At 45.6% G+C, this 20,265-nt stretch carries 19 protein-coding genes; 10 read left to right on the top strand and 9 right to left on the bottom strand.

The window, feature by feature from the left end; translation table 11 throughout:
• Positions 1-119 precede the first annotated feature (119 nt).
• Together FFM70_RS11835 and FFM70_RS11830 are read left to right on the top strand one after the other, a co-directional pair.
• Entirely contained in the window at positions 120-1,592 is a 1,473-nt protein-coding gene (locus tag FFM70_RS11835) for an MDR family MFS transporter (RefSeq protein ID WP_137617069.1), read from the top strand.
• A complete protein-coding gene (locus tag FFM70_RS11830) occupies positions 1,592-2,311 on the top strand; it encodes a DUF4811 domain-containing protein (protein WP_137617068.1) in 720 nt (239 codons plus the stop codon). Before FFM70_RS11835 ends, FFM70_RS11830 begins: the two co-directional genes overlap by 1 nt.
• Before the next feature lie 71 nt (positions 2,312-2,382).
• On the opposite strand, the gene FFM70_RS11825 is transcribed toward FFM70_RS11830, so the two are convergent.
• Both FFM70_RS11825 and FFM70_RS11820 read right to left on the bottom strand, forming a co-directional pair.
• Positions 2,383-3,099, bottom strand: coding sequence for a MerR family transcriptional regulator (locus tag FFM70_RS11825; RefSeq protein WP_137617067.1), 717 nt, complete (start codon positions 3,097-3,099; stop codon positions 2,383-2,385).
• 176 nt (positions 3,100-3,275) lie between these two features.
• The gene (locus FFM70_RS11820; protein ID WP_137617066.1) at positions 3,276-3,494 is read right to left on the bottom strand and encodes a MerR family transcriptional regulator; all 219 of its coding nucleotides are present in this window, start codon (positions 3,492-3,494) and stop codon (positions 3,276-3,278) included.
• Between the two features lie 190 nt (positions 3,495-3,684).
• Between FFM70_RS11820 and FFM70_RS11815 the strand changes: the two genes are divergently transcribed.
• Both FFM70_RS11815 and FFM70_RS11810 read left to right on the top strand, forming a co-directional pair.
• Entirely contained in the window at positions 3,685-4,389 is a 705-nt protein-coding gene (locus FFM70_RS11815; protein ID WP_137617065.1) for an AzlC family ABC transporter permease, read from the top strand.
• The gene (locus tag FFM70_RS11810; RefSeq protein WP_137617064.1) at positions 4,382-4,708 is read left to right on the top strand and encodes an AzlD domain-containing protein; all 327 of its coding nucleotides are present in this window, start codon (positions 4,382-4,384) and stop codon (positions 4,706-4,708) included. Before FFM70_RS11815 ends, FFM70_RS11810 begins: the two co-directional genes overlap by 8 nt.
• A gap of 44 nt (positions 4,709-4,752) precedes the next feature.
• On the opposite strand, the gene FFM70_RS11805 is transcribed toward FFM70_RS11810, so the two are convergent.
• The gene (locus FFM70_RS11805) at positions 4,753-5,763 is read right to left on the bottom strand and encodes an NAD-dependent epimerase/dehydratase family protein (protein ID WP_137617063.1); all 1,011 of its coding nucleotides are present in this window, start codon (positions 5,761-5,763) and stop codon (positions 4,753-4,755) included.
• 104 nt (positions 5,764-5,867) lie between these two features.
• On the opposite strand from FFM70_RS11805, the gene FFM70_RS11800 reads away from it, so the two are divergent.
• Positions 5,868-6,311, top strand: a complete 444-nt coding sequence (locus FFM70_RS11800; protein WP_137617062.1) for a MerR family transcriptional regulator — start codon at positions 5,868-5,870, stop codon at positions 6,309-6,311.
• A gap of 73 nt (positions 6,312-6,384) precedes the next feature.
• Here FFM70_RS11800 and apf read toward each other — a convergent pair whose 3' ends face one another.
• On the bottom strand, positions 6,385-7,044 hold the full coding sequence (apf, locus tag FFM70_RS11795) for an aggregation-promoting factor (protein WP_137617061.1): 660 nt from the start codon (positions 7,042-7,044) through the stop codon (positions 6,385-6,387).
• A 526-nt stretch (positions 7,045-7,570) separates the two neighbouring features.
• Here apf and asnB point away from each other — a divergent pair.
• The 4 genes from asnB (at position 7,571) to FFM70_RS11775 (ending at position 14,203) form a co-directional block, all read left to right on the top strand.
• Entirely contained in the window at positions 7,571-9,472 is a 1,902-nt protein-coding gene (gene asnB / locus FFM70_RS11790) for an asparagine synthase (glutamine-hydrolyzing) (protein ID WP_137617060.1), read from the top strand.
• Positions 9,473-9,478: 6 nt separating this feature from the next.
• A complete protein-coding gene (gene dapG / locus FFM70_RS11785; protein WP_137617059.1) occupies positions 9,479-10,684 on the top strand; it encodes an aspartate kinase in 1,206 nt (401 codons plus the stop codon).
• 177 nt (positions 10,685-10,861) lie between these two features.
• Positions 10,862-12,340, top strand: a complete 1,479-nt coding sequence (locus FFM70_RS11780) for a UDP-N-acetylmuramoyl-L-alanyl-D-glutamate--2,6-diaminopimelate ligase (RefSeq protein WP_137617058.1) — start codon at positions 10,862-10,864, stop codon at positions 12,338-12,340.
• 837 nt (positions 12,341-13,177) lie between these two features.
• Positions 13,178-14,203 carry an alpha/beta hydrolase gene (locus FFM70_RS11775; RefSeq protein ID WP_223877492.1) on the top strand — a complete coding sequence of 342 codons (1,026 nt, stop codon included), beginning with the start codon at positions 13,178-13,180 and terminating at the stop codon, positions 14,201-14,203.
• A 439-nt stretch (positions 14,204-14,642) separates the two neighbouring features.
• On the opposite strand, the gene FFM70_RS11770 is transcribed toward FFM70_RS11775, so the two are convergent.
• The 5 genes from FFM70_RS11770 to FFM70_RS11750 all read right to left on the bottom strand — a co-directional run bounded on the left by FFM70_RS11770 (position 14,643) and on the right by FFM70_RS11750 (position 19,004).
• The gene (locus tag FFM70_RS11770) at positions 14,643-15,314 is read right to left on the bottom strand and encodes a histidine phosphatase family protein (RefSeq protein WP_137617057.1); all 672 of its coding nucleotides are present in this window, start codon (positions 15,312-15,314) and stop codon (positions 14,643-14,645) included.
• A gap of 106 nt (positions 15,315-15,420) precedes the next feature.
• Positions 15,421-15,984, bottom strand: a complete 564-nt coding sequence (locus FFM70_RS11765; protein ID WP_137617056.1) for a GNAT family N-acetyltransferase — start codon at positions 15,982-15,984, stop codon at positions 15,421-15,423.
• Between the two features lie 55 nt (positions 15,985-16,039).
• Complete coding sequence (locus FFM70_RS11760) at positions 16,040-16,804, bottom strand: YibE/F family protein (RefSeq protein WP_137617055.1); 765 nt, start codon at positions 16,802-16,804, stop codon at positions 16,040-16,042.
• Complete coding sequence (locus FFM70_RS11755) at positions 16,801-17,931, bottom strand: YibE/F family protein (RefSeq protein WP_137617054.1); 1,131 nt, start codon at positions 17,929-17,931, stop codon at positions 16,801-16,803. The genes FFM70_RS11760 and FFM70_RS11755 overlap by 4 nt, the downstream gene beginning before the upstream one ends.
• A gap of 68 nt (positions 17,932-17,999) precedes the next feature.
• Positions 18,000-19,004 carry a hypothetical protein gene (locus tag FFM70_RS11750; protein ID WP_137617053.1) on the bottom strand — a complete coding sequence of 335 codons (1,005 nt, stop codon included), beginning with the start codon at positions 19,002-19,004 and terminating at the stop codon, positions 18,000-18,002.
• A 281-nt stretch (positions 19,005-19,285) separates the two neighbouring features.
• On the opposite strand from FFM70_RS11750, the gene FFM70_RS11745 reads away from it, so the two are divergent.
• The gene (locus FFM70_RS11745) at positions 19,286-19,900 is read left to right on the top strand and encodes a hypothetical protein (RefSeq protein ID WP_137617052.1); all 615 of its coding nucleotides are present in this window, start codon (positions 19,286-19,288) and stop codon (positions 19,898-19,900) included.
• The last annotated feature ends 365 nt before the right edge of the window (positions 19,901-20,265 follow it).

Genomic DNA, 20,265 nt, shown 5'->3' with positions numbered 1-20,265 from the left:
TTTTCTTCAATTTACAATATTCAGTATATATTCTTTGATATTAATGTCAAGTTTGTTGACAAAAGTATAAAATCCGATTATATTAGACAGCGTAGTTTTTTTAGAGAGAAGGGGTTCACTTGTCAACTGCTTTAGATACCAATGGTAAACCATACAAACGTGGCTTACTAATTGCCATTTTACTCATTGGGACGTTCTGTACCGTCCTGAATCAAACGATTTTAACGACCGCCTTTCCAACTTTGATGAAGGCCTTCACGATTACAACTTCAACTGTACAATGGTTAACGACCGGCTTTTTGTTGGTCAATGGGATCATGATTCCAGTAAGTGCTTGGTTAAGTACCCGTTTTAGTACCAAGTGGTTATACCTATCTGCCATGACTATTTTTGAAATTGGGACCATTATTTGTTTTACAGCGCCTAATTTTCAATTATTACTGACAGGCCGCCTGATTCAAGCGGTCGGCGTCGGGGTCACGATGCCACTGTTACAAACGATTATGTTAACAATTTTTCCCGCTGATAAACGTGGGGCTGCCATGGGGATGGCCGGAATCGTTATCGGCCTAGCGCCGGCAATTGGCCCGACCCTTTCCGGCTGGGTCATCGATAACATGAGCTGGCGTGATTTGTTTGGGATGATCATTCCAATCGTCGCCGTCGTGTTAATTGCAGGTTTCTTCTTTATGGCGGACGTTTTGGAAACGTCGAAGCCTAAACTCGACTTTCTTTCCTTGGCCTTATCAACTTTAGGCTTTGGGAGCTTACTTTATGGCTTCTCATCTGTCGGTGATGATGGCTGGACATCAACCAAAGTCTTAGTCATGTTAGCCATTGGGGTCATCGGGATCATTTTATTCGTTTGGCGTCAATTAACCATGGAAAAACCTTTCTTGGATTTCCGCGTCTTCAAGCATGTTCGCTTTACCATCGCCGCCGTACTGAGCTCCGTGACTAACATGGCCATGGTCGGCGCCGAAATGGTTATTCCGCTCTACTTACAAATTATTCATGGCTTCTCAGCCTTTAATTCTGGCTTAACATTGTTAGCTGGAGCTTTGATGATGGGGATCATGAGCCCAATTACCGGACAAGCCTTTGACCGCTTTGGGGCAAAGCGTTTAGCAATTTTAGGTATGTTTCTCCTAACTGCCGGGACCGTGCCGTTCATGTTCATCACTCGTACTACACCAACCATCTACATCGTCGTCTTATACGCCATCCGGATGTTCGGGATTTCGATGGTTATGATGCCAGCAACAACCGCTGGGATGAATGCTTTACCACTAGATATGATGGGTCATGGGACCGCGGTCAACAATACGGTTCGTCAAATTGCCAGTTCAATTGGAACTGCGATTTTGACCTCTGTGTTATCAAACGTCACTACTTCGCAAGCTCCTGCTAAGTCATTACTCAAGAGCAATCCTTTAGCCTATCAAGATAAGTATTTTAATGCCACGTTGAACGGCTACCATGCCGCATTTTACGTCGCTGTCGCCTTCTGTGTCGTTGGATTAATCGTCGCCTTCTTCATGCAAGACAAGACGCACTCAACGAAATTACCCAAAAAGGAGGTTGACGCCTAATGACTATCGTTTTACTAATAATTAGTGCCATCGCCTTGTTTTTAACCGCTGTTTACATGTCAGGGTCATGGGTCAAATATAGCTTAACTGGCTTGTTTGGCATTGCTTTAATCGCGTCATTAGCGCTCATTGTCATGAATGACAGCCAACACTTTGGCATGCAAAAAGTAACCACAACTAAAACTGTCGCGTTGAAGTCGGCGGGGTCCTCGCAACTCGACATGCTCTTGTATCAATCCGTTGGGACCGCTGACCAGCATCGCGTCTACATTTATAAGACCACCGCTGATCAAAAGAAGCCTAGTACCACAACTGCCAGCGTCAAAACGGCTAACCAAGTCAAAACGACGACTGGTTCAACCAAGCTGGTCACGAAGACTACCCGCTGGACGTATCAGAGTGGGACAGCCAAGTTCTGGTTTGGTATCGCCAACAATGACAAGCAATTGATTAAACGGACCAATACATTCTATGTTAAGAAGACTTGGGTCGTGCTCAGCACGGCGCAAGCCAAACAACTTAACAAGCTTGCTAAGCAACAGTCGGCAACTTTAAAGGCTCGTGCCAAGGCTTATGTTCAAAATACGGTCAAGGCCGCTATGATGAAGAATCCAAGCATGACTCAAGCCCAGTTAGCCCAACTCGAAAAACAAGCTGCAGCGCAATATCAAGCTAGCGCCATGCAAAGCATGATCAAAACCGTTAAACAAGCTAAATAAGTCTTCACTTGAAGGACTCAAAAATGCCACCACGTTAGTTCATCAACGACTAATGCGGTGGCATTTTTTAATTAGCGACCATAATGTTCGACACAGAAATAGCGACCGTGACACTGTGGACAAGTTAGCTTGCGCGTTTTAGGCGTATGTCGCGCAAACACAGCCTGCCAATAGTGTGGGACAAAGCTGGTTTGACAGTTTGGACAAACATAATTGACCGTTTGAAAATAGTGATGGGTTAACCAAGCCACACCAAGCACAACGATAGCCAGACCGATGATAAATGGCCACCATTGACCGTTCACGATTCCCCAAGTAAGCGTTCCAATCTCAATCACATCGATGCCGATGCTCCAAAGTAGCAATTGTCGATGAATCCGCGATAACCCTTGTTGATTTGTCATTAATTGATCTATGTCGGTAATTGAATTTATCGGTAAGTTCGTTAAATCAGTCAAGCCCCGTTGCAACTGTTCAATTTGACTTAATTGTTGTTGCGTCGTATCAACTTGCTTCTGTAGGACATTGGCTTGCTCAACTAATAAGAGTCTTAAGACTTTCGGCGCTTCTGGACTAGCCAACACCGCTTGAATCGACTTCAAAGAAAGCCCTAACTGCTTCAGCAATAAAATCAACTTCAAGCGATTCAAATCGGCCACACTATACAAGCGTCGCCCACCCTCAGACTTGGCACTGGGCATTAATAACTGACGTTGATCATAATATTGGATCGTCCGTACTGAAACTTGCGCTAATTTAGCTAACTCACCGGTCGTGTATTGTGACATAGATCTCACCTCCAACACTAGTTATACGGGATGACGTGGCGTCATAAGCAACCCTTTTGTTTAATTATCGCAAAAAAAGTTTTTCATTGGTAGCGGCAATTATTTCCCGGGTGAACAAAAAACGAGCTTGATTTTCATCAAACTCGTTTGCACGATTGCAGTATCCTGATTTAGGGCTAATTGGTGGCACACTGTTCACATAGTGGCATCAAATCTTTTAAGTCCTCAACGGATGAGCCATTTTCTAAGAAGCAATTGACCATATCTAGCCAATATTGATCGTCGGCACTAAACGTTGCATGTGCATCCTTACATGGCAATAAACCAGCTTGCGTGTAAGCGGCGATTTTATCAGCAGCGACCCCGCTACGGGCTGCTAATTGTTCCAGAGTCATTTTCTCTCACCATTTGTCCTTTCAAAAAATCAATGTGCTTATGTTACGCCCAGCCACCAGCAAATGCAAGTAATAATTTCGTGACCAGCACATTAAAATGGCATGATAAAATTCTTCATTATTTTCACCAAAAAGTGTAAACTAGAATCACGTCATTTTTTTGACTAGTCAAGGAGGCTTCCAAATACATATGAATGCAGAGTTAACCTTTAAAAGTGGGTTTAAAGACGTTGTCCCAACGTTATTTGGCTACATTGGTGTTGGCCTAGCCATGGGCATTGTCGCCAATACGAGTCACTTATCAGTTCTGGCCGTTTTACTCATGTCATTGATTGTTTATGCAGGTTCAGCGCAGTTTATTATCATCAGCATGCTACTCGCGGGTAGCCCAATTTCTGCCATCGTCCTCTCAACTTTTCTCATTAACTCACGGATGATCTTGATGAGTATGTCAATCGCACAGTACTTCAAAAAAGATTCCCTTTTACAAAATATTGCATTAGGGTCCCTACTGACCGATGAAACGTTTGCGCTCAGCATGAACAAAATCAATCGAACTGATCACCAATTACGACCACGCTGGTTGCATGCCGCCAATATTCTGGCGTATTTAGTTTGGGCAGCCGCAACAGTAGTTGGCTGTTTATTAGGCAACTTAATTGCCGATCCCAACCAATTTGGCTTAGACTTTGCGGTCGTTGGCATGTTTATTGGCTTGCTCTACTTACAAATTATCACGGATCGCAGTAAAACCTTAAAAACACAATTATTAGTGGTCTTATTTGTAGCCATCGCCATGTTTTTCTTAATGCGGTTCTTCCCCGGTAATATTGCGTTATTGATTGCCACGTTGCTGGGCTGTGGCTTTGGAATGGCGGTGAGTCCCCATGACTAAATACGTGCTCGTCACCATTTTACTGTGCGGGCTAGTCACTTGGCTTTCCCGGGTCGTCCCTTTCGCGGTCATTAAAAACTTGACTGTGCCTAAATGGCTGATCAACTTTCTATCATTTGTACCGGTCGCCATTATGACCGCCATCTTCGTCGAAAGTTTACTCACTTATCACGCTGGGCAATGGCCCGGTTTTAATCTCGAAAACATCACCGCTTCAATCCCAGCAATTCTTGCCGGCGTATTAACCAAAAGCTTGCTGGCCGTCGTCATCACGGGTGTCATTGCCATGGCACTGCTCCGTTTAGTCGGTTGGGGCTAAAATCAGCAAAAGGACTGTGACAATTGCCACAGTCCTTTTTGCTGTTATTTGGTCGTCAACGAATCCACCGCCGCTAAAACGGCTTGCTCGGCTGAGCTCATCGGTTGCCAGCCCAGAATTGTCCGGGCCTTGCGATTACTAACTTGGTGGTTCACCCGCATCATCAAATTGACTTCTTTCACCGGTTGGATAAATGGGGCTAATCCCCGCACTAACCAAGTTGGGAGTAATGCTTTGGGCAATTTCGTCGCTTGAGCCGGTCGTTGTGTCTTAATTAACGTCCGAATCTCTTTAGCAGTTATTGGGCCATCCGCCACTGCCAGAAACCGTTGACCAGCTGCGTTAGGCGTGGTCATTGCTAACACGTGCATGGCTGCGACATCACGCACATCGACCACGTTGACCTTAAAATTAGGTGTTGGCTGTCCAGTCAACAAACGTTTGACTAACCCAAAACTACCGGAGACATGTTGATCTAGTGCTGACCCTAACATCGCACCAGCATTGATTGTGACTAACTCAGGCGCGGCCGATGTCGCTTTAACGTAGGCCCAAGCAGCTTGCTCTGCCAATAACTTCGACTTTTCATACAACGATAACCCTGGTTGATCAGGATCTGTCCAATCTTGTTCGGTGACCTTGCCATGCTGATCCAAACGGCTGAAACCGACCGCGCCCAAATTGGCCGTCATGATTACGCGCTTGACACCGGCTCGCGTTGCGGCCTTCAACACGCGCAGTGTGCCAGTTTTAGCTGTTTGGACGACTTGTGTTGGAACAGCCTCACTATTAACAAAAACTGGCGCTGCCACGCTCATCACCGTTTCAATATCTGCCATCGCCGCATCCCAACCGTCATCACGAGTCAAATCCGCCGCAATAAAGCTCAAATTGGCTACCGAAACACCTTGTTGCCGAAGCGCAGTCTTAACCTGAGTCACCTTAGCTAATGACCGTAACGTTGCTCGAACCGCGTAACCAGCTGCTAATAAATCCTTGATCACCCATAGCGCTAAAAAACCATTTCCACCTGTAACTAAGACCTTTTGCTTCATTTTAATTAACTCCCGTTTGCTTGTATTTTTGACTGATGTCTTTTAAACTGGACTCATCATAAGCCCTAGACAATACTCTAGGGCAAGCGTAGGAGGAGACATTTTTGACTTATACGATTAAAGCCGTCGCTGAAAAGACACATTTATCCATCTATACCTTACGTTTTTACGACAAACAAGGACTATTACCCTTCGTCAGTCGGAATCACGCCGGCTACCGTGAATTTACCGATGCCGACTTACAACTCTTGCATACCATCACTTGTTTAAAAAATACCGGGATGAAAATCGCTGACATCCGTCACTATATCGACGCTGTCATGGCGGGTCCAAGTACTATTCCCGCACGACAAGCTTTATTAAGCGCCCATCGTGAGGCCATCTTGGCAGCACAACAAAAAATCATGGCGAATTTAAAAGAAATTGACTTCAAGCTCAATATTTACAATGCCCCCAACGCCCAACAAGTCATCACCGCCGAAAGACGATACGCGAAAGCTGAAAAGATCGCCAATGGCTTGCCGGATCCCTATCCAGCGCTAACCTAAAAAAAAGGAGCACCATCAGCCCACAAAATGGGTGATGGTGCTCCTTTTGATTTAATCTAAATTTAAGCTGAGTTTAGTACCAGCCGTTTGCTTGCCAGAATGATTGTGCTGCTGCCCATGAACCATAACGTGATGAAACATAGTTGTTGGCAACTCGTTCTTGGTTAGCCGCTGAATAGTCACCATTTAAATATGATGAGTCTAATTGATACTTACCAATATAACGACCATTGGTAGCTGAGTATGAACCGCCTGATTCCTTGTTGGCGATCCAAGCTTTAGCTGAACTGTCAGAATCATTGGTCGTGGCTGCTGGCGCTTGTGATTGAACTGGCGCACTAGCCGTCGTTGCTGCTGGGGCTGCTGAAGCAGCTTGTGATTGAGCAGGTGCTTGAGATTGAACTGGGGTCTGTGATTGTACAGGGGCTTGAGACTGAGCTGGGGCTTGTGAAGCAGGCGCCTGTGATTGGGCCGGTGCTTGTGAAGCTGGTGTTGCGACAGCTTGAGTCGTCGTGCCATTTACTTCCAACTGTTGGCCAACGATAATTAAGTTAACGTCAGCTAATGAGTTAGCTTTTTCAATTGCTGAAATCGTGGTGTTATAAGTGTCTGCCAATGCACTAACGGTGTCGCCAGCCTTGACCGTAACGGTGTCGGCGTTGGCAGCAGTTGTGCCGAGGACAAACAAACTAGCCGCGGCTGCAGTTGATAATAGTAAACTCTTGATCTTCATATAAATAGTTTCACTCCTGTGTTTTTTGGGTAGTTTCTTAAAGTTCAGTACCACGTGGTTACCGGACTTAACAACAGGAGCTAAGTATACGGACTGGATGTAACAAACCAATAGCAAGCAGATTACTAATTCACCCATTTTCTGTAATAAATGGCTCTTTTTGTAATATTTTGTAATATTAGGACGGTTACTAGCACGTTTCAGTGACAGCAAAAAGTCAATTATATTAAATTTATTTTACTTTGTAACCGCTACGAAACGCTTAATCATCTTTATCTTAGCGCTTAAAGCAAGTATAATAGTTCAAGTGTACTCATTAGTTATATGTATAAACCGAATATTACTTTTTAAATATCGAAATCAGGCCAAAACCTGTCAAGAATATGATGGCAATTCGGTAAGAATCCGTTACAATGCCTATGATTGCTTTACTTAAGCGGTAAAATCAGGTAAATTAACAACAAAACATTGAGTACCATTCAGTGCCTTAAAAAACTTAAACTTACAGATTGAGAGATGAACACACATGTGCGGTTTTGTTGGTTGCTTAACTGATCGGAAAAAAGCAGATAATGAAGCTTACGATCAAACCATCCACGAAATGACAAAGATGATTGTCCATCGGGGTCCCGATGATGATGGTTACTTTGCCGATGACAACATTACAATGGGATTCCGTCGCCTAAGTATTATTGACTTGGCGGGTGGTCATCAACCACTATCCTATGATAATGAACGCTATTGGATGACTTTCAACGGTGAAATTTATAACTATATTGAATTACGTGAACAACTTAAAGCGGAAGGTTATGAATTCAAAACGAGTTCTGACTCTGAAGTGATTTTAGGCATGTATGCTAAATATCATGAAGATTGCACCAAATACTTCCGTGGGATGTTCGCATTTGTCATTTGGGATAAACAAGAAAAAACGTTATTTGCCGCTCGTGATCAATTTGGTATCAAGCCATTTTACTATGCGGTTCAAGGTAGTGATTTCTACTACGCTTCTGAAAGCAAAGCCATTTACAAGATTTTGAAGGACAAAACTTTCGATCAAAATGCCTTGCAAGACTACATGACGTTCCAATTCGTCCCAGAACCAGAAACGTTAACTAAAGAAATCAAAATGCTCGCTCCTGGTTGTTCCTTAACTAAGAAACTGGGCTCGGCACCACAAATCACGCGCTACTATCACCGTGAATTCCATCCAGTCAAGCGCTCCGAGGATGAATATGCGCAAAAAATCAAGGATGCCTTGATCGATTCCGTTAAAATCCACATGCGTTCTGATGTGCCAGTTGGGTCATTCTTATCTGGTGGGATCGATTCTTCTATTATAGTAGCAATTGCCAAAAACTATAATCCACATCTTGAAACGATCTCGGTCGGTTTCGAACGTGAAGGCTACAGTGAATTAGATGTTGCCCAAGAAACCGCTCAAATTCTCGACGTGAAAAACTACAGCAACATCATCACGCCAGAAGCCTTCATGAAGGCCTTCCCACACTTCGTTTGGAGTATGGATGATCCGTTGGCTGATCCGGCCGCTGTGCCGCAGTACTTCTTAGCCAAAGAAGCCGTTAAGCACGTCAAGGTTGCTTTGACTGGTGAAGGTGCCGACGAATTATTTGGTGGTTATACGATCTATCACGAACCAGAATCTTTGAAACCATTCCGTTACACGAAACCAATTAACGGCGCTTTGAAGAAGATTGCGCTCATGATGCCTGAAGGGATGCGCGGTCGCTCATTCTTAATGCGTGGGACCACCCCACTCGAAAACCGTTATGTCGGCAATGCTTTCATTTTCGGCGAAGATGAGAAAAAGAAATTCATCAAGAACTATAATGCCAATCATCCGTTCCAATCAATCACACAACCATTTTACGATGAATCCGTCGACTATGATCCAATCAGTCGGATGCAATTCATCGATATGCACACTTGGTTGAACGGCGACTTGTTGCACAACGCCGACCGGACTACGATGGCGTCAAGCCTCGAACTACGGACACCATTCGTTGACCGTGAAGTTTACAACTTGGCCGCTGAAATTCCGGCTGATTTACGGATCAGTCATGGCACGACTAAGTATATCTTGCGGAAAGCCGTGGAAGACATCGTACCAGAACACGTCTTGCATCGTAAAAAGCTCGGTTTCCCAGTGCCAATTCGATTCTGGTTAAAAGACGAAATGTATGATTGGGCTAAACGAATCATCAATGACTCTCAAACCGATGAATACTTTAATAAAAACTATTTCTTGAAGCTATTGGATGACCATAAAGCTGGCGTGCGTGACAACTCACGGAAGCTCTGGACTGTCTTGACCTTTATGATGTGGCATAAGATCTACGTCGAAAGCGACAACTTAATGGATAGTCCAACGGCAAACGCCCATGCGAGTCAAATCGAGGAGTCGTAAACTTTCATGGAAATTATTGTACAAAAGTTCGGTGGCACGTCAGTCAAAGACGACACCGCCCGTAAGCAAGCCTTGCGCCACGTGCAATACGCGGTTGACCAAGGCGATAAAGTCATTGTCGTCGTTTCCGCAATTGGTCGTAAAGGCGCGCCCTACGCCACCGATTCATTACTCGGTCTGGTACACGGTGAGTCTTCCCGCTTAACCAATCGCGAACTCGACATGTTAGTCTCCGTTGGTGAAACCATCTCGACCGCCGTTTTCACCGAATTAGCCCGTGAACAAGGGTTAAACGTGATTGCGATGACTGGTCACGATGCTGGCATCGTGACTAACGACGATTTCCAAAACGCTAAAATTTTGCGCGTCGACCCTAAGCCAATCCAAGAAGCATTTGTTGATGCCGACGTCGTAGTGGTCACTGGTTTTCAGGGTGCCACTAAAGACGGTCACATTACGACGATTGGCCGGGGTGGCTCTGATACGTCCGCTGCCATTTTGGGGGCGGCTTTGAAAGCCAAACGCGTCGATATTTTCACAGACGTCAACGGGATGATGACAGCTGATCCCCGTTTAGTCACCCACGCACGCTTTATTAAGGCTATCAGCTACGAAGAGTTAGCGAACATGGCTCATGAAGGCGCTAAAGTGATTCACCCGCGCGCCGTTGAAATTGCGGAACAAGCGCACGTTCCGATGCGGATTCGCTCGACTTATCAAGCCCCCGATGAACTCGGCACGTTGGTCACCGACCGCACAACAACACAAATCGAACATTATCGCACCGTCACTGGAGTTGCGCATCAAACCAATTTGACGCAATTCACAGTACCAACCGATAAAATGAGTTCCAGTGAAATTTTCCAATTAATGGCACAACATAACTTGAGTGTTGATTTTATCAACATCACCCAACACCAAGTGGTCTTTAATTTGGTCAATGGCGATGCTAAAGTTGCGCAAGAACTCTTCGCTAAAGCTCAAGTGCATTGCCAGGCGATTGGCAACTGTGCCAAGGTTTCAGTTGTTGGCGCTGGGATCACCGGGACGCCCGGTGTGACAGCTCGCATCGTCACCGCTTTAAGCGCGCAACATATCGACATTTTACAATCAACCGATAGCTACACCACCATTTGGGTCCTAGTTAAAGAAGCTGATTTGAAAGTCGCAATGAACGCGTTACATGATGAATTTTTAGGCATCGAAGCTTAAGTTCACGAAAACGCTAGACCTGAACTCGGGTCTAGCGTTTTTTCGTCGCAGAATCCCATCAGATTCAGCTCGTTCAACTAACGATGCGGCTGGTGCACCTCGACTTTTTAGCCTGCCGCATGGTATTCTAGTAACCGATAAGTAGTCTATTTTAATTAAAAAAGGACGTCTAAATTAATGAAAGCAAGCAAATTAATTAATAGTTTAAAATTCAAACAAGTCCAACCAGCTTTGGACAGTGATTTTGACGTGACCATGCTGACGCAGGATACTCGCGAAATCAAATCCGGCGCCATGTTTGTAGCCGTCGATGGCTACCACGTGGATGGTCATACTTTGGTCGACCAAGCTGTCGCGGCTGGTGCCAAAATCATCGTGGCCCAGAAACCAATCAACGTCGCGGTTCCCGTGATTTACGTTCAAAATACGGAACGCGCAATGGCGATCTTGGCCGACGTTTTCTATGGTGCACCGAGCCAAAAGATGCGGATGATCGGCGTTACTGGGACCAATGGTAAAACGACCGTGACTCATTTGATCGAACAAATCTATCGTGACCAACAACAAGCCACCGGTTTGATTGGGACGATGTATCGTAAAATTAAAGACAAGAAGCTCCCCACCGCTAACACGACGCCTGACGCCATCACGACACAACGGACACTCGCGGCCATGCGGGATGCTGGTGTGGACACAGTTGCCATGGAAGTCTCTTCTATCGCCCTCGTACTCGGCCGTGTTTGGGGCATCGATTATGATATTGCCGTCTTCACTAATCTGACGCAAGATCACTTGGATTTCCACAAAACGATGGCGAAATACGCCGAAGCCAAAGCGATGTTATTCGCCCAACTTGGGAATAAATATGGTGCAGATGGCACTGAAAAAGTTGCCGTTTTGAACACTGACGATCCGGTTGGCAAAGAATTTGAACAATATACAGCGGCACATGTGTTGACCTTTGGGTTGAAACCCGACGCCATGATCAACGCGCAAAATGTCCAAATTCAAAGCCACGGCACCGAATTCGATTTGTCCGTCTTTGGTCACGTGACCCATGTCACTATGAAACTGATTGGCCAATTCAACGTCTACAATATGTTGGCCGCCTTTGCCGCCGCTTACGCAAGTGGGATTCCAGAAGACCAAATCATTGCCTCGCTCGAAAAAGTTCCCGGTGTTAAGGGTCGTTTCCAAGCAGTCCCATCCCATACCGGTGTCAGCGTGATTGTGGACTATTCCCACACTCCCGATGGCTTACTCAATGCCTTGGAAACCATTCAAGACTTCGCCAAAAAGGACATCTATTGTGTCGTTGGCTGTGGTGGTGACCGTGATAAAGGTAAGCGGCCAAAGATGGCCAAGATTGCCGTTCAACGGAGTACGAAGCCAATCTTCACTTCTGACAATCCGCGGACCGAAGACCCTGAAGCCATCTTGCAAGACATGGTCGCCGGCGTTCCCGACGCTAACGTCCCAGTTTACGTTGACCGCCATGAAGCCATTGCTAAAGCGATTGCCCAAGCACAGCCCGGTGACGTCGTCTTGATTGCCGGCAAAGGTCACGAGGACTATCAGATTTTAGGTCGGACCAAGCATCACTTTGACGACAGTGAAGAAGCTGCTAAAGCCTTAGCCCTCAAACCAACCATTTAAGAACTAAATTCAATTTTTGGTTAAAAATTGCTGAGCCGCGTTATGCAAGCTAGTCGCATAGTGCCACTTCCGGTTGTTATTGAGTACATGTGGCCGTGGGACCGGGCCAAGCCTGACAACCGTCTTGACCCTCGCCCGGAAGCTTTGCCCAAACCGCAAATCTCCCGACCGGTCCGTGGTGTAAGACCGGACAATCACCGGTCAAACGCCACCCACACGGCCGATGCACTCAACAACAGCCTACAGCTAAATAACTGCTTTTAGTGATTAGTTTGTTGTTCAGACTGACAGCGTGATGAGCGGTGCAAGGCAGTTTTGGACATAACCAACACCAGTATTATTAAATTCTCAACAGGCTTAATATTTTCAACTCTTAGTAAAAAATCTGTAAAGCATCATAGTTAAATCTATGACACTTTACAGATTTTTATTTTCTTGAGGATGCACTTGTAGTCAACAACAGCAATTTATTTCAGTATCAAAAACATTGCCAGATACACGTTAGCTATCTAGAACAGCATCCTATTTAGCCGAGAGGTCGGGGCCTAAAACGCTCAGCCATGAAATTTTCCTTAGTGCGGGTGGGCTTCCCGGACTTAGGAAAAGGCCAGTTTTAAAGACCGCCCTTTGGCTTTAAAATGGCCCATGGCGTTCCAGCGTTTTAGGTCCCGACCGGCAGGCGGCAACCGAGGCACCCTCAAATAAGCAGCCACCAATATGATTATTCACTAAAGTTACTATTCAGTATTTTATTAATTCATATCCCCCCTACTTATAATAAGACTTAAGAACTAACTGTACGCGTCAGTTAACACTTTAAGAAAGTAGGTCCTAATTATGATGCCCATGACTAATCTAAAGCCCGTAAAAATCAACGGTGTTAATAAAGTTACTAAACCTTTTAATGACGAAGTCTCTGGCGGTCAACTTGATCCCGCCGTCTTGAAAAATATGACTAATTTGGACGAACCAGTCCACTTAGAAAATAATCTGGCCGCGCTACGGGACGGTAGCCTCACCCCACCGATTAAAGATCCTATTGGGGATCGCGTAACTGTTGAACAAACCTTACTAAATTGTCAGAACCGCGCCGTCCCAATCGAATGGCTGACCCCAGCAATCGTCCTAAAGCACCAAATGCTAGTTTATTTCCATGGAGGTGCCTTTTACGGTGGTGAGCCTCAAAACAATACCGTACTCCTGAAAATGATTGCCGACCAAAGTCATTGTGAAATCATCAACGTTGATTATGGTCTCGCCCCAGAACATAAAGCCCCTGCTGGTATGCTAGATGGCTTAGCCGTTATCCAGTACTTGCACGAAACTCGGCCAGACACTAAAATCGCGATTGCCGGGGATTCGGCGGGCGCCAATATTGCTTTGGCCGTGGCAAGTTTAAACCGTCAACTAGGTGGCAATCAAATTAATCAACAATTATTGTTATACCCAGTCACCGCACCAGGTGCTGACCACCAAGGCCCGCTTTGGGATGTCAGCCAATTTCCAATTATTCCAAGTCAGCGAAACCGTTTTGCACATTACCACGACTTGTTCCGGCAAATTGATACGATCATGACTGATTATTATCTGCCAGCCAACGTTGAGGCTGCCTCGGCATTAGTTTCGCCAATCAATCAACTCGACCTGGCACACTCACCAGCGACAATGATCATGATGGGTGAATTCGATCCGTTCCGTCTGCAAGCTTGGGAATACGCCGAACGCTTAGCCAATGCTGGCGTTGAAACGACCTTTGTTCAATATCAAGGTCAGAATCACGCCTTTGCACCACTGATTGACCGCTTCTGGCAAGCACGAGATGTCGCTGATTTAATGACCGAAAGTCTCGTCAGCCTACTTTAAACTGTAACAAACTTAGACAATCAAAGAGGGTTTCAGAAATCTTAAAACTGATTTCTGAAACCCTCTTGTGTTATTTTTTACTTTATAACTGGTAACTAAAGACCAAAAGTGTCAAAACTGCCGTGAAATCCAGTAACGCCAGCGTTGGTTATACCCAGAATTGCCTCGTACGGCTCATTGCTCCGTCCAATTAACTAATCACTCAAAGCAGTTAACTAGCTGGAGGTTGTTGTTGATAGCATCGGCCGTGTGGGTGGCGTTTGACCGGCGAATTTCCGGTCTTACACCACGGACCGGCCGAGAGATTTGCGGGTTTTGCAAAGCTTTCGGGCGAGGGGCAAGACGTTCCTCAGGCTTGCCCCGGTCCCACGGCCGCATGTTATCAACAACAACCGGAAGCGGCAATTATCAACTATTAACTGGTTAAAATTACCAGCCTTTAATTAGCCAAATAACTCGTCTCGTTCCAAGTCTTCAACTTAAAGTTTTGATTGTCAGTCGTTTCAACGATCGTTAAACTATCGTTATCCACAATTCCGTGCCCAATTGTGTGTAACGTCTTCCCGTCGATGACAAATGGATCGCGCAACCCAGAAATTGGCACACCCATTAACGTTTTGATCGTCATGGTCGTCACTAGGCCATGTGACACAATCAAAACAGGAAGTGGATTGTCCACACCAGCCTTAGCAACCGCCGCATGCACCGCCGCCGTGGTTCGCGCCATAAATTCAGGATACGTTTCCCCGCCATTAGCCAACTCTGGTTGATAAGCTGCTGGTTGATTAATCACCTTTTCAAGCTGGTCCTTGGGCTCAACATCCTTTTCCAATTGACCATCCCAGCTGCCAAAGTCAAACTCACTAAAGCGCGGCTCGACAGTGATTGCCGGTTGCCAACGATTTTCAGCGGTGATCAGCTTCGCCGTATCTAACGCACGCCCCTGTGGACTGCTGTAGACTTTGGCAAATTGAATCTGGCTCAAATAGTTGCCAGCCGCTTTCGCTCCGTTGATGCCGGCCTCAACTAACGGTGAATCCGCTGACCCACCTTGAAACCGTTGCTCCACATTAAACTGCGTCTGACCATGCCGGACAAAATATAGTTGCATCCCAAAATTCCTCCCTAACATCTTAGTCTTAAGGTCTAGTTTACCCGTCTCATCACCATAAAAAAAGCCTGAGAACTGACTAACGGTCCCAGACTGATTAACTAACTTATATTTTTTTGATCATATGTTCATAAGGGTGAACGCCAATCATCAATTTACCATCGACCGTGAAACCTTGGCGATGATACAACTTTGCGGCCCGTGGATTACCATCATCCACGTTTAAGCTTAACTTGGTTTCACCCAAATCAGCGACTAGCTTTGGTAACGCCGTCAATAACTGACTGCCGACACCGTGACCTTGGGTTTGCGGGTCGACCGCTAGCATGCTCAGGTACCATTCACCTGGTCGAGCTTCCCCACCAAGTTCCAGCGGGCCATCAAACCCAGACTGTGCGGCTGAGACGCGCGCCAAAATCTGGTTCACAGCGACTTCATTTTCCGCCGGGTGACCGAACGCCACACCGAGTACGTGCTGACCATCGGCAGCGACAAACGTCTGCGCAAGCCCGTCAATATTTTCAGGCATGGCGTACAACTTGGTCAGCATCGCCAATAAATCAGCCTCGCTGACATTTTTCAACACTGGCATTTCCATATCACGATAAATCATCGCAATCAATGGCGCAATTTGCGCACTATCTTGTGGTTGCGCTTTTCTAATTTGCATAGTTTCCTCCTACAACAACGTTTCACTTCACCCTACCAGATTGACCGACCTGACGTCAATCTTTCAGCTTAGCCGCGCGGCGGTGTTCAAGTGTCATGACCCAAGTTGTAATTGGAACCGCTAAAATAACCCCAATCAAGGCAAACAAAATCATTAATACTTCACCAACGAATATTTTATTATTGATGACGCTCCCAAATGAATAGTGTAGGCCCGAAAACCAAATAAATAACGCCAAGAAGCCACCAAAAAAACCAAAGAATAACGTGTTGAACGTAGTCCCAATAATCTGCTTGCCAATACTGATGCCGTCAATGTAAAGTCGTTTGGTCGCGACGTGCGGATGTTGCTCAATAATCTCACTAAGTCCCGCCGCAATCGCAATGCTAGCTTCAGCAATCGCACCCAACGTGCTCAAAATCGCTTCAGTCACGGCCACCCCCACAAACGAGACGCCAATTGTGAGCGACATGCCTTCCAAGTCTTCACTGTCTTCCAAGCTGAAACCTTGCGCCATGACCCAATGCTCCACCGGAAAAATCAGTAAAATCAACGCGACCATAATGATCAACGACGCAATATACGCCGTTTTCGCGGCTAATTCATTGTCTTCACCAAAGAAAATCGTGAAGGCCAGAATCACCGTCCCAACGACTAACGAGACACCCATGGCTGGGAATCCCCACGAAATCAGCACAATCGCCAAAAATAACAAGCCAAAATTAAAAATCAAGCTCAAAAAGGCAGTCGCACCGGTTTTGCCACCAATCAGCGTCATCAACGCAAATAAAACTAAGCCTAAAACGGTAATCGTACTCATGCGTGACGCGCCCCCTTCGGCATTAACTGACTCGCTAACCAACTGGCAACCGGAATCGCCAAGACAATGCCAATCCCAGAAATCAAGCTTTGCACCATCCCTAATGACATGTTCATCGTAAAGGTATAACCCCAATTATTGCCATTTCTCAAATAAAGCAAGGTCATCGAGAAGGTGTCGGCCATAAAAATAAGGAATAAGACATTAATCAGCGGTCCCATGATGGAATGTCCAATTTGCAGACCCGACTTAAAGACTTGACTCGCCGTAATATCCGGCCGTTCTTCTTGTAACTGGAAGAGTGACGCCACAATATCGGTTGACTCGTCCATGACCGCGCCGAGTGAACCTAAAATCGTCTCGACTAAGAATAATGGCTTAGGAACTTGCGTGACATACTGCATGGCTTCATACGTGACGCCGCGTTCATGGGTGACCGCAAAGACAATCAAACTAATAATGACCGCAATCCCAGTTCCGGCAATCGTTGCGCCTAACGTGACTAACATTTTTCGCGAGAATCCCAGCACTAGCCACAGCGTCAGTACTGCGAAAATAACGGCTAGTACGCCAAAAAGGGTGTAGAGATGGCCCCCATTGGTCGCGAGATCAATCTGAATCGCCGCATAGAAGAGCACCGCGTTGAGGGTCACACTCAGCAACGCCATCAAGCCACTGAACCGCATGATCAGCAGTAGCAAAGCTAGCGTCAGCCAAGCTACGAAAGCTAGTGTCGTATCCCGCTTCAAGCCTTGAATCGTGATAGCCGCCTTTTTTTGACTTGGAATCCGTAAAAAGACCTGATTGCCGACACGATAATCTTGATCCATCGCCTGCGACTTGGTGTACGTATTTTTTAGGCGATAGGTACGTCCCTTGTGTTGCTTATTTAAGACTTTCACCGTGACCCACTGGGTATTAGTCACATCTTTGTTATTAAATTCATCCGTCGTGGCATTGTGATCGATAGCCTGAACTTTAGTCACCTGAGCCACGGTCTGCCGATAAAGCCCAGCATTGACCCGCGTTAAACCGACCCCCACTAGACCGATGACAATCACGATGAGCGTCAGCCACAAACCCCAATGTTGTTGTATCCGCTGCTTCACTTTTTTCACCCTTCTCAATTAAGCTACTTTCAGCTTAGCACGACCACTTTGTCATAAACGCCTTACCGACCAATCTTTACCAGAACCTAAGCAGTTTCAATCATGACTTTGAGCGCTTGGAGCCACTCAACTTCGGTCACGTCACGACTCCGTTTCGCCAACTTCAAGCCGCGGGAAATTTGCGTTAAAGCTAATGCTGGTTGCTGCGCCACGCGCCAATTATAGACAGCTTGGAGTTTATAGTTAGCCAACGGTTCGTAGCGTTGCAACACTTGTTGAACGCCCGTATCTTGATACCAACCGATGATCTGTGGCTCAGTTCGATTCGCTAATAAGTTCCAATAGAGCGTGGCGTCTAGATAGGTTGCCAAATCAGCTGGGGGTAACGTATTAAAGCTGGGTTCCAACCGAGCCAACCCCGCCAGTAAATCCGGTGTACCGAAGCCGTGTTGCAACCCCCAAGCCAATGTCAGGTAAGCTTGGCGAACCACAAAATAATTCTGATTACCGCCACCCCGAGGCATGACGATCATCGCCGCGTCTAATGCGCCCACACTGCCAGTTTGAGCTTTCAGGGCCGTGGCGACAGCCGTGACATATGCCGCCGTCATGGCCGCATCCGATTCACGGGCCGTCTGGAAATCTTTCGCTGCCGTTGGTCGACCATGCAGGTTCATCGGCAACAATTGCCCAATTTTCAACGTATTCGCCCAGATCCAAATAATGAACGCCAACAGCCAGAGGTTGAAGCTGAGCGTAAATTGGCCCAACGTCACCAAACTCAGCACGACCGTAATCAAGCTGAAAAGCCCACCACCGAAACAATAGACCGCATGATTAAACTTGTGTGCATCCGCCGGCGGCATCGCCACGAGATGTGGATAACTGGTCAACGGATGGCTAAAACGCCAATGGCCATCGCGTTTCGTCAGCTGATATCGAAAGCCGGCCCACTGGACCACCCGGGCACTAATCAAGCGGAAGCTGACCCACTGTCCGAGCTCATAAATTAAGGTGGCACCTAGCTCGCTGACAATGAGTGCTAAGCCTAGCCAGCCCACTGTGGCAATAAATTGTCCCACTACCTGCATTAAAACTGCCTCCTGTATAAATCTTATTATGGCTTAAATTATACGTTACTTTGGGGTACGCTGAAACCTCATAAGCTTAACCGATGCAATACGCATCTGAAAAGACAAATTCAGCCTTTTGTAAACATTAGTTTCACATAAGTAATAATGACTCATTGTCTGACTCAACACTTAACGTTTACAACATTTTTACCAAAAATGGATAGTTAACCAACCAACTGCATGTTAGATTTAACTAATTGTTCCGGCCGGGCAAAATTAGTTATTTGGAGGAATTATTTATGAAAAAAGCTGCCATTCTGGGAATGACAGTAGCACTGGGACTATTATTGACAGCCTGTGATACCGCCAGTTTACTCTCAACAAGATCTGATACTGAACAAAAACAGGCTTTAAAGGTCACGGAGACAACCAGCCTAGAAAAAACCACGCAATATTTAAAACAGGTCATGCCCCAAAAGAACCATTTTAAGAAAGTAACAACAACTAAGGATATCTTGAACATCGAATTAAAGGACTATCAGCTAAAGGGCTCCAATAATGATAATGAAGTAAGTTTAATCAAAATACTAAAAACTACCGCAAAATCACCAATGGCTCATAAAGGCATAACACTATTACAAACTGATAAGTACGTTCGAAACGGCAAAAGTAAGGAATTGCTATCCTATGCTATCTATTACTCTAAAGAAAATCTAGACAAGTTAAACTTTGAAGAACTGCAAAAAAAAGGGAAAAACGATCCCAAATCACTATTTACTAGTGCCACTGAATACTATCTTGATAGCTCCTATCAACGAACAAATGAACATATTCGTACGCTAACACCAGCTAAATTAACCGATACACCAATCATACCAATCTATATGGGCACGTACCACGTTCTCTCTGACTGATACCAACAAAATTAACTCATCTATCATAATTCAAAGTTGGGAGTATTTTCTTGATAACACTATTAGTCATCTTATTATTACTGTGGTTAGGTTATAAATTCTTTACCAAGTGGCTATGGCTGCTACTCGGGTTCATGGTCATAATTTATGTCATTGATTGGATTTTTAGCCGCTGGTGGCTTATATTACTAGCCATATGTCTTGGCAGTGCCACTTGGATCTCAATAACTCTAATTAAACGTAAACAAAGCGATAACAATTAGTAAAAACCCCAAATATCGGATGAAAATCGGTTCTAAAATATCTGTTGTTGGTAATCAAAAACTTGATTACTGGCAGCGGATTTTTTCGTATACTGTGAAGAG

This window comes from Lactiplantibacillus nangangensis, from assembly GCF_005405065.1.
Classification (GTDB): Bacteria; Bacillota; Bacilli; order Lactobacillales; family Lactobacillaceae; genus Lactiplantibacillus; species Lactiplantibacillus nangangensis.
Note: the sequence above shows the minus strand (reverse complement) of the source record. Positions and strands in the feature narration are given on the sequence as shown.

Excerpts from the sequence above, each read along its gene's own strand:
- FFM70_RS11830 (WP_137617068.1), top strand. The coding sequence starts at position 1,592 with ATGACTATCGTTTTACTAATAATTAGTGCCATCGCCTTGTTTTTAACC.
- FFM70_RS11825 (WP_137617067.1), bottom strand. The coding sequence starts at position 3,099 with ATGTCACAATACACGACCGGTGAGTTAGCTAAATTAGCGCAAGTTTCA.
- FFM70_RS11820 (WP_137617066.1), bottom strand. The coding sequence starts at position 3,494 with ATGACTCTGGAACAATTAGCAGCCCGTAGCGGGGTCGCTGCTGATAAA.
- FFM70_RS11815 (WP_137617065.1), top strand. The coding sequence starts at position 3,685 with ATGAATGCAGAGTTAACCTTTAAAAGTGGGTTTAAAGACGTTGTCCCA.
- FFM70_RS11810 (WP_137617064.1), top strand. The coding sequence starts at position 4,382 with ATGACTAAATACGTGCTCGTCACCATTTTACTGTGCGGGCTAGTCACT.
- FFM70_RS11805 (WP_137617063.1), bottom strand. The coding sequence starts at position 5,763 with ATGAAGCAAAAGGTCTTAGTTACAGGTGGAAATGGTTTTTTAGCGCTA.
- apf (WP_137617061.1), bottom strand. The coding sequence starts at position 7,044 with ATGAAGATCAAGAGTTTACTATTATCAACTGCAGCCGCGGCTAGTTTG.
- asnB (WP_137617060.1), top strand. The coding sequence starts at position 7,571 with ATGTGCGGTTTTGTTGGTTGCTTAACTGATCGGAAAAAAGCAGATAAT.
- dapG (WP_137617059.1), top strand. The coding sequence starts at position 9,479 with ATGGAAATTATTGTACAAAAGTTCGGTGGCACGTCAGTCAAAGACGAC.
- FFM70_RS11780 (WP_137617058.1), top strand. The coding sequence starts at position 10,862 with ATGAAAGCAAGCAAATTAATTAATAGTTTAAAATTCAAACAAGTCCAA.
- FFM70_RS11775 (WP_223877492.1), top strand. The coding sequence starts at position 13,178 with ATGATGCCCATGACTAATCTAAAGCCCGTAAAAATCAACGGTGTTAAT.
- FFM70_RS11770 (WP_137617057.1), bottom strand. The coding sequence starts at position 15,314 with ATGCAACTATATTTTGTCCGGCATGGTCAGACGCAGTTTAATGTGGAG.
- FFM70_RS11765 (WP_137617056.1), bottom strand. The coding sequence starts at position 15,984 with ATGCAAATTAGAAAAGCGCAACCACAAGATAGTGCGCAAATTGCGCCA.
- FFM70_RS11760 (WP_137617055.1), bottom strand. The coding sequence starts at position 16,804 with ATGAGTACGATTACCGTTTTAGGCTTAGTTTTATTTGCGTTGATGACG.
- FFM70_RS11750 (WP_137617053.1), bottom strand. The coding sequence starts at position 19,004 with ATGCAGGTAGTGGGACAATTTATTGCCACAGTGGGCTGGCTAGGCTTA.
- FFM70_RS11745 (WP_137617052.1), top strand. The coding sequence starts at position 19,286 with ATGAAAAAAGCTGCCATTCTGGGAATGACAGTAGCACTGGGACTATTA.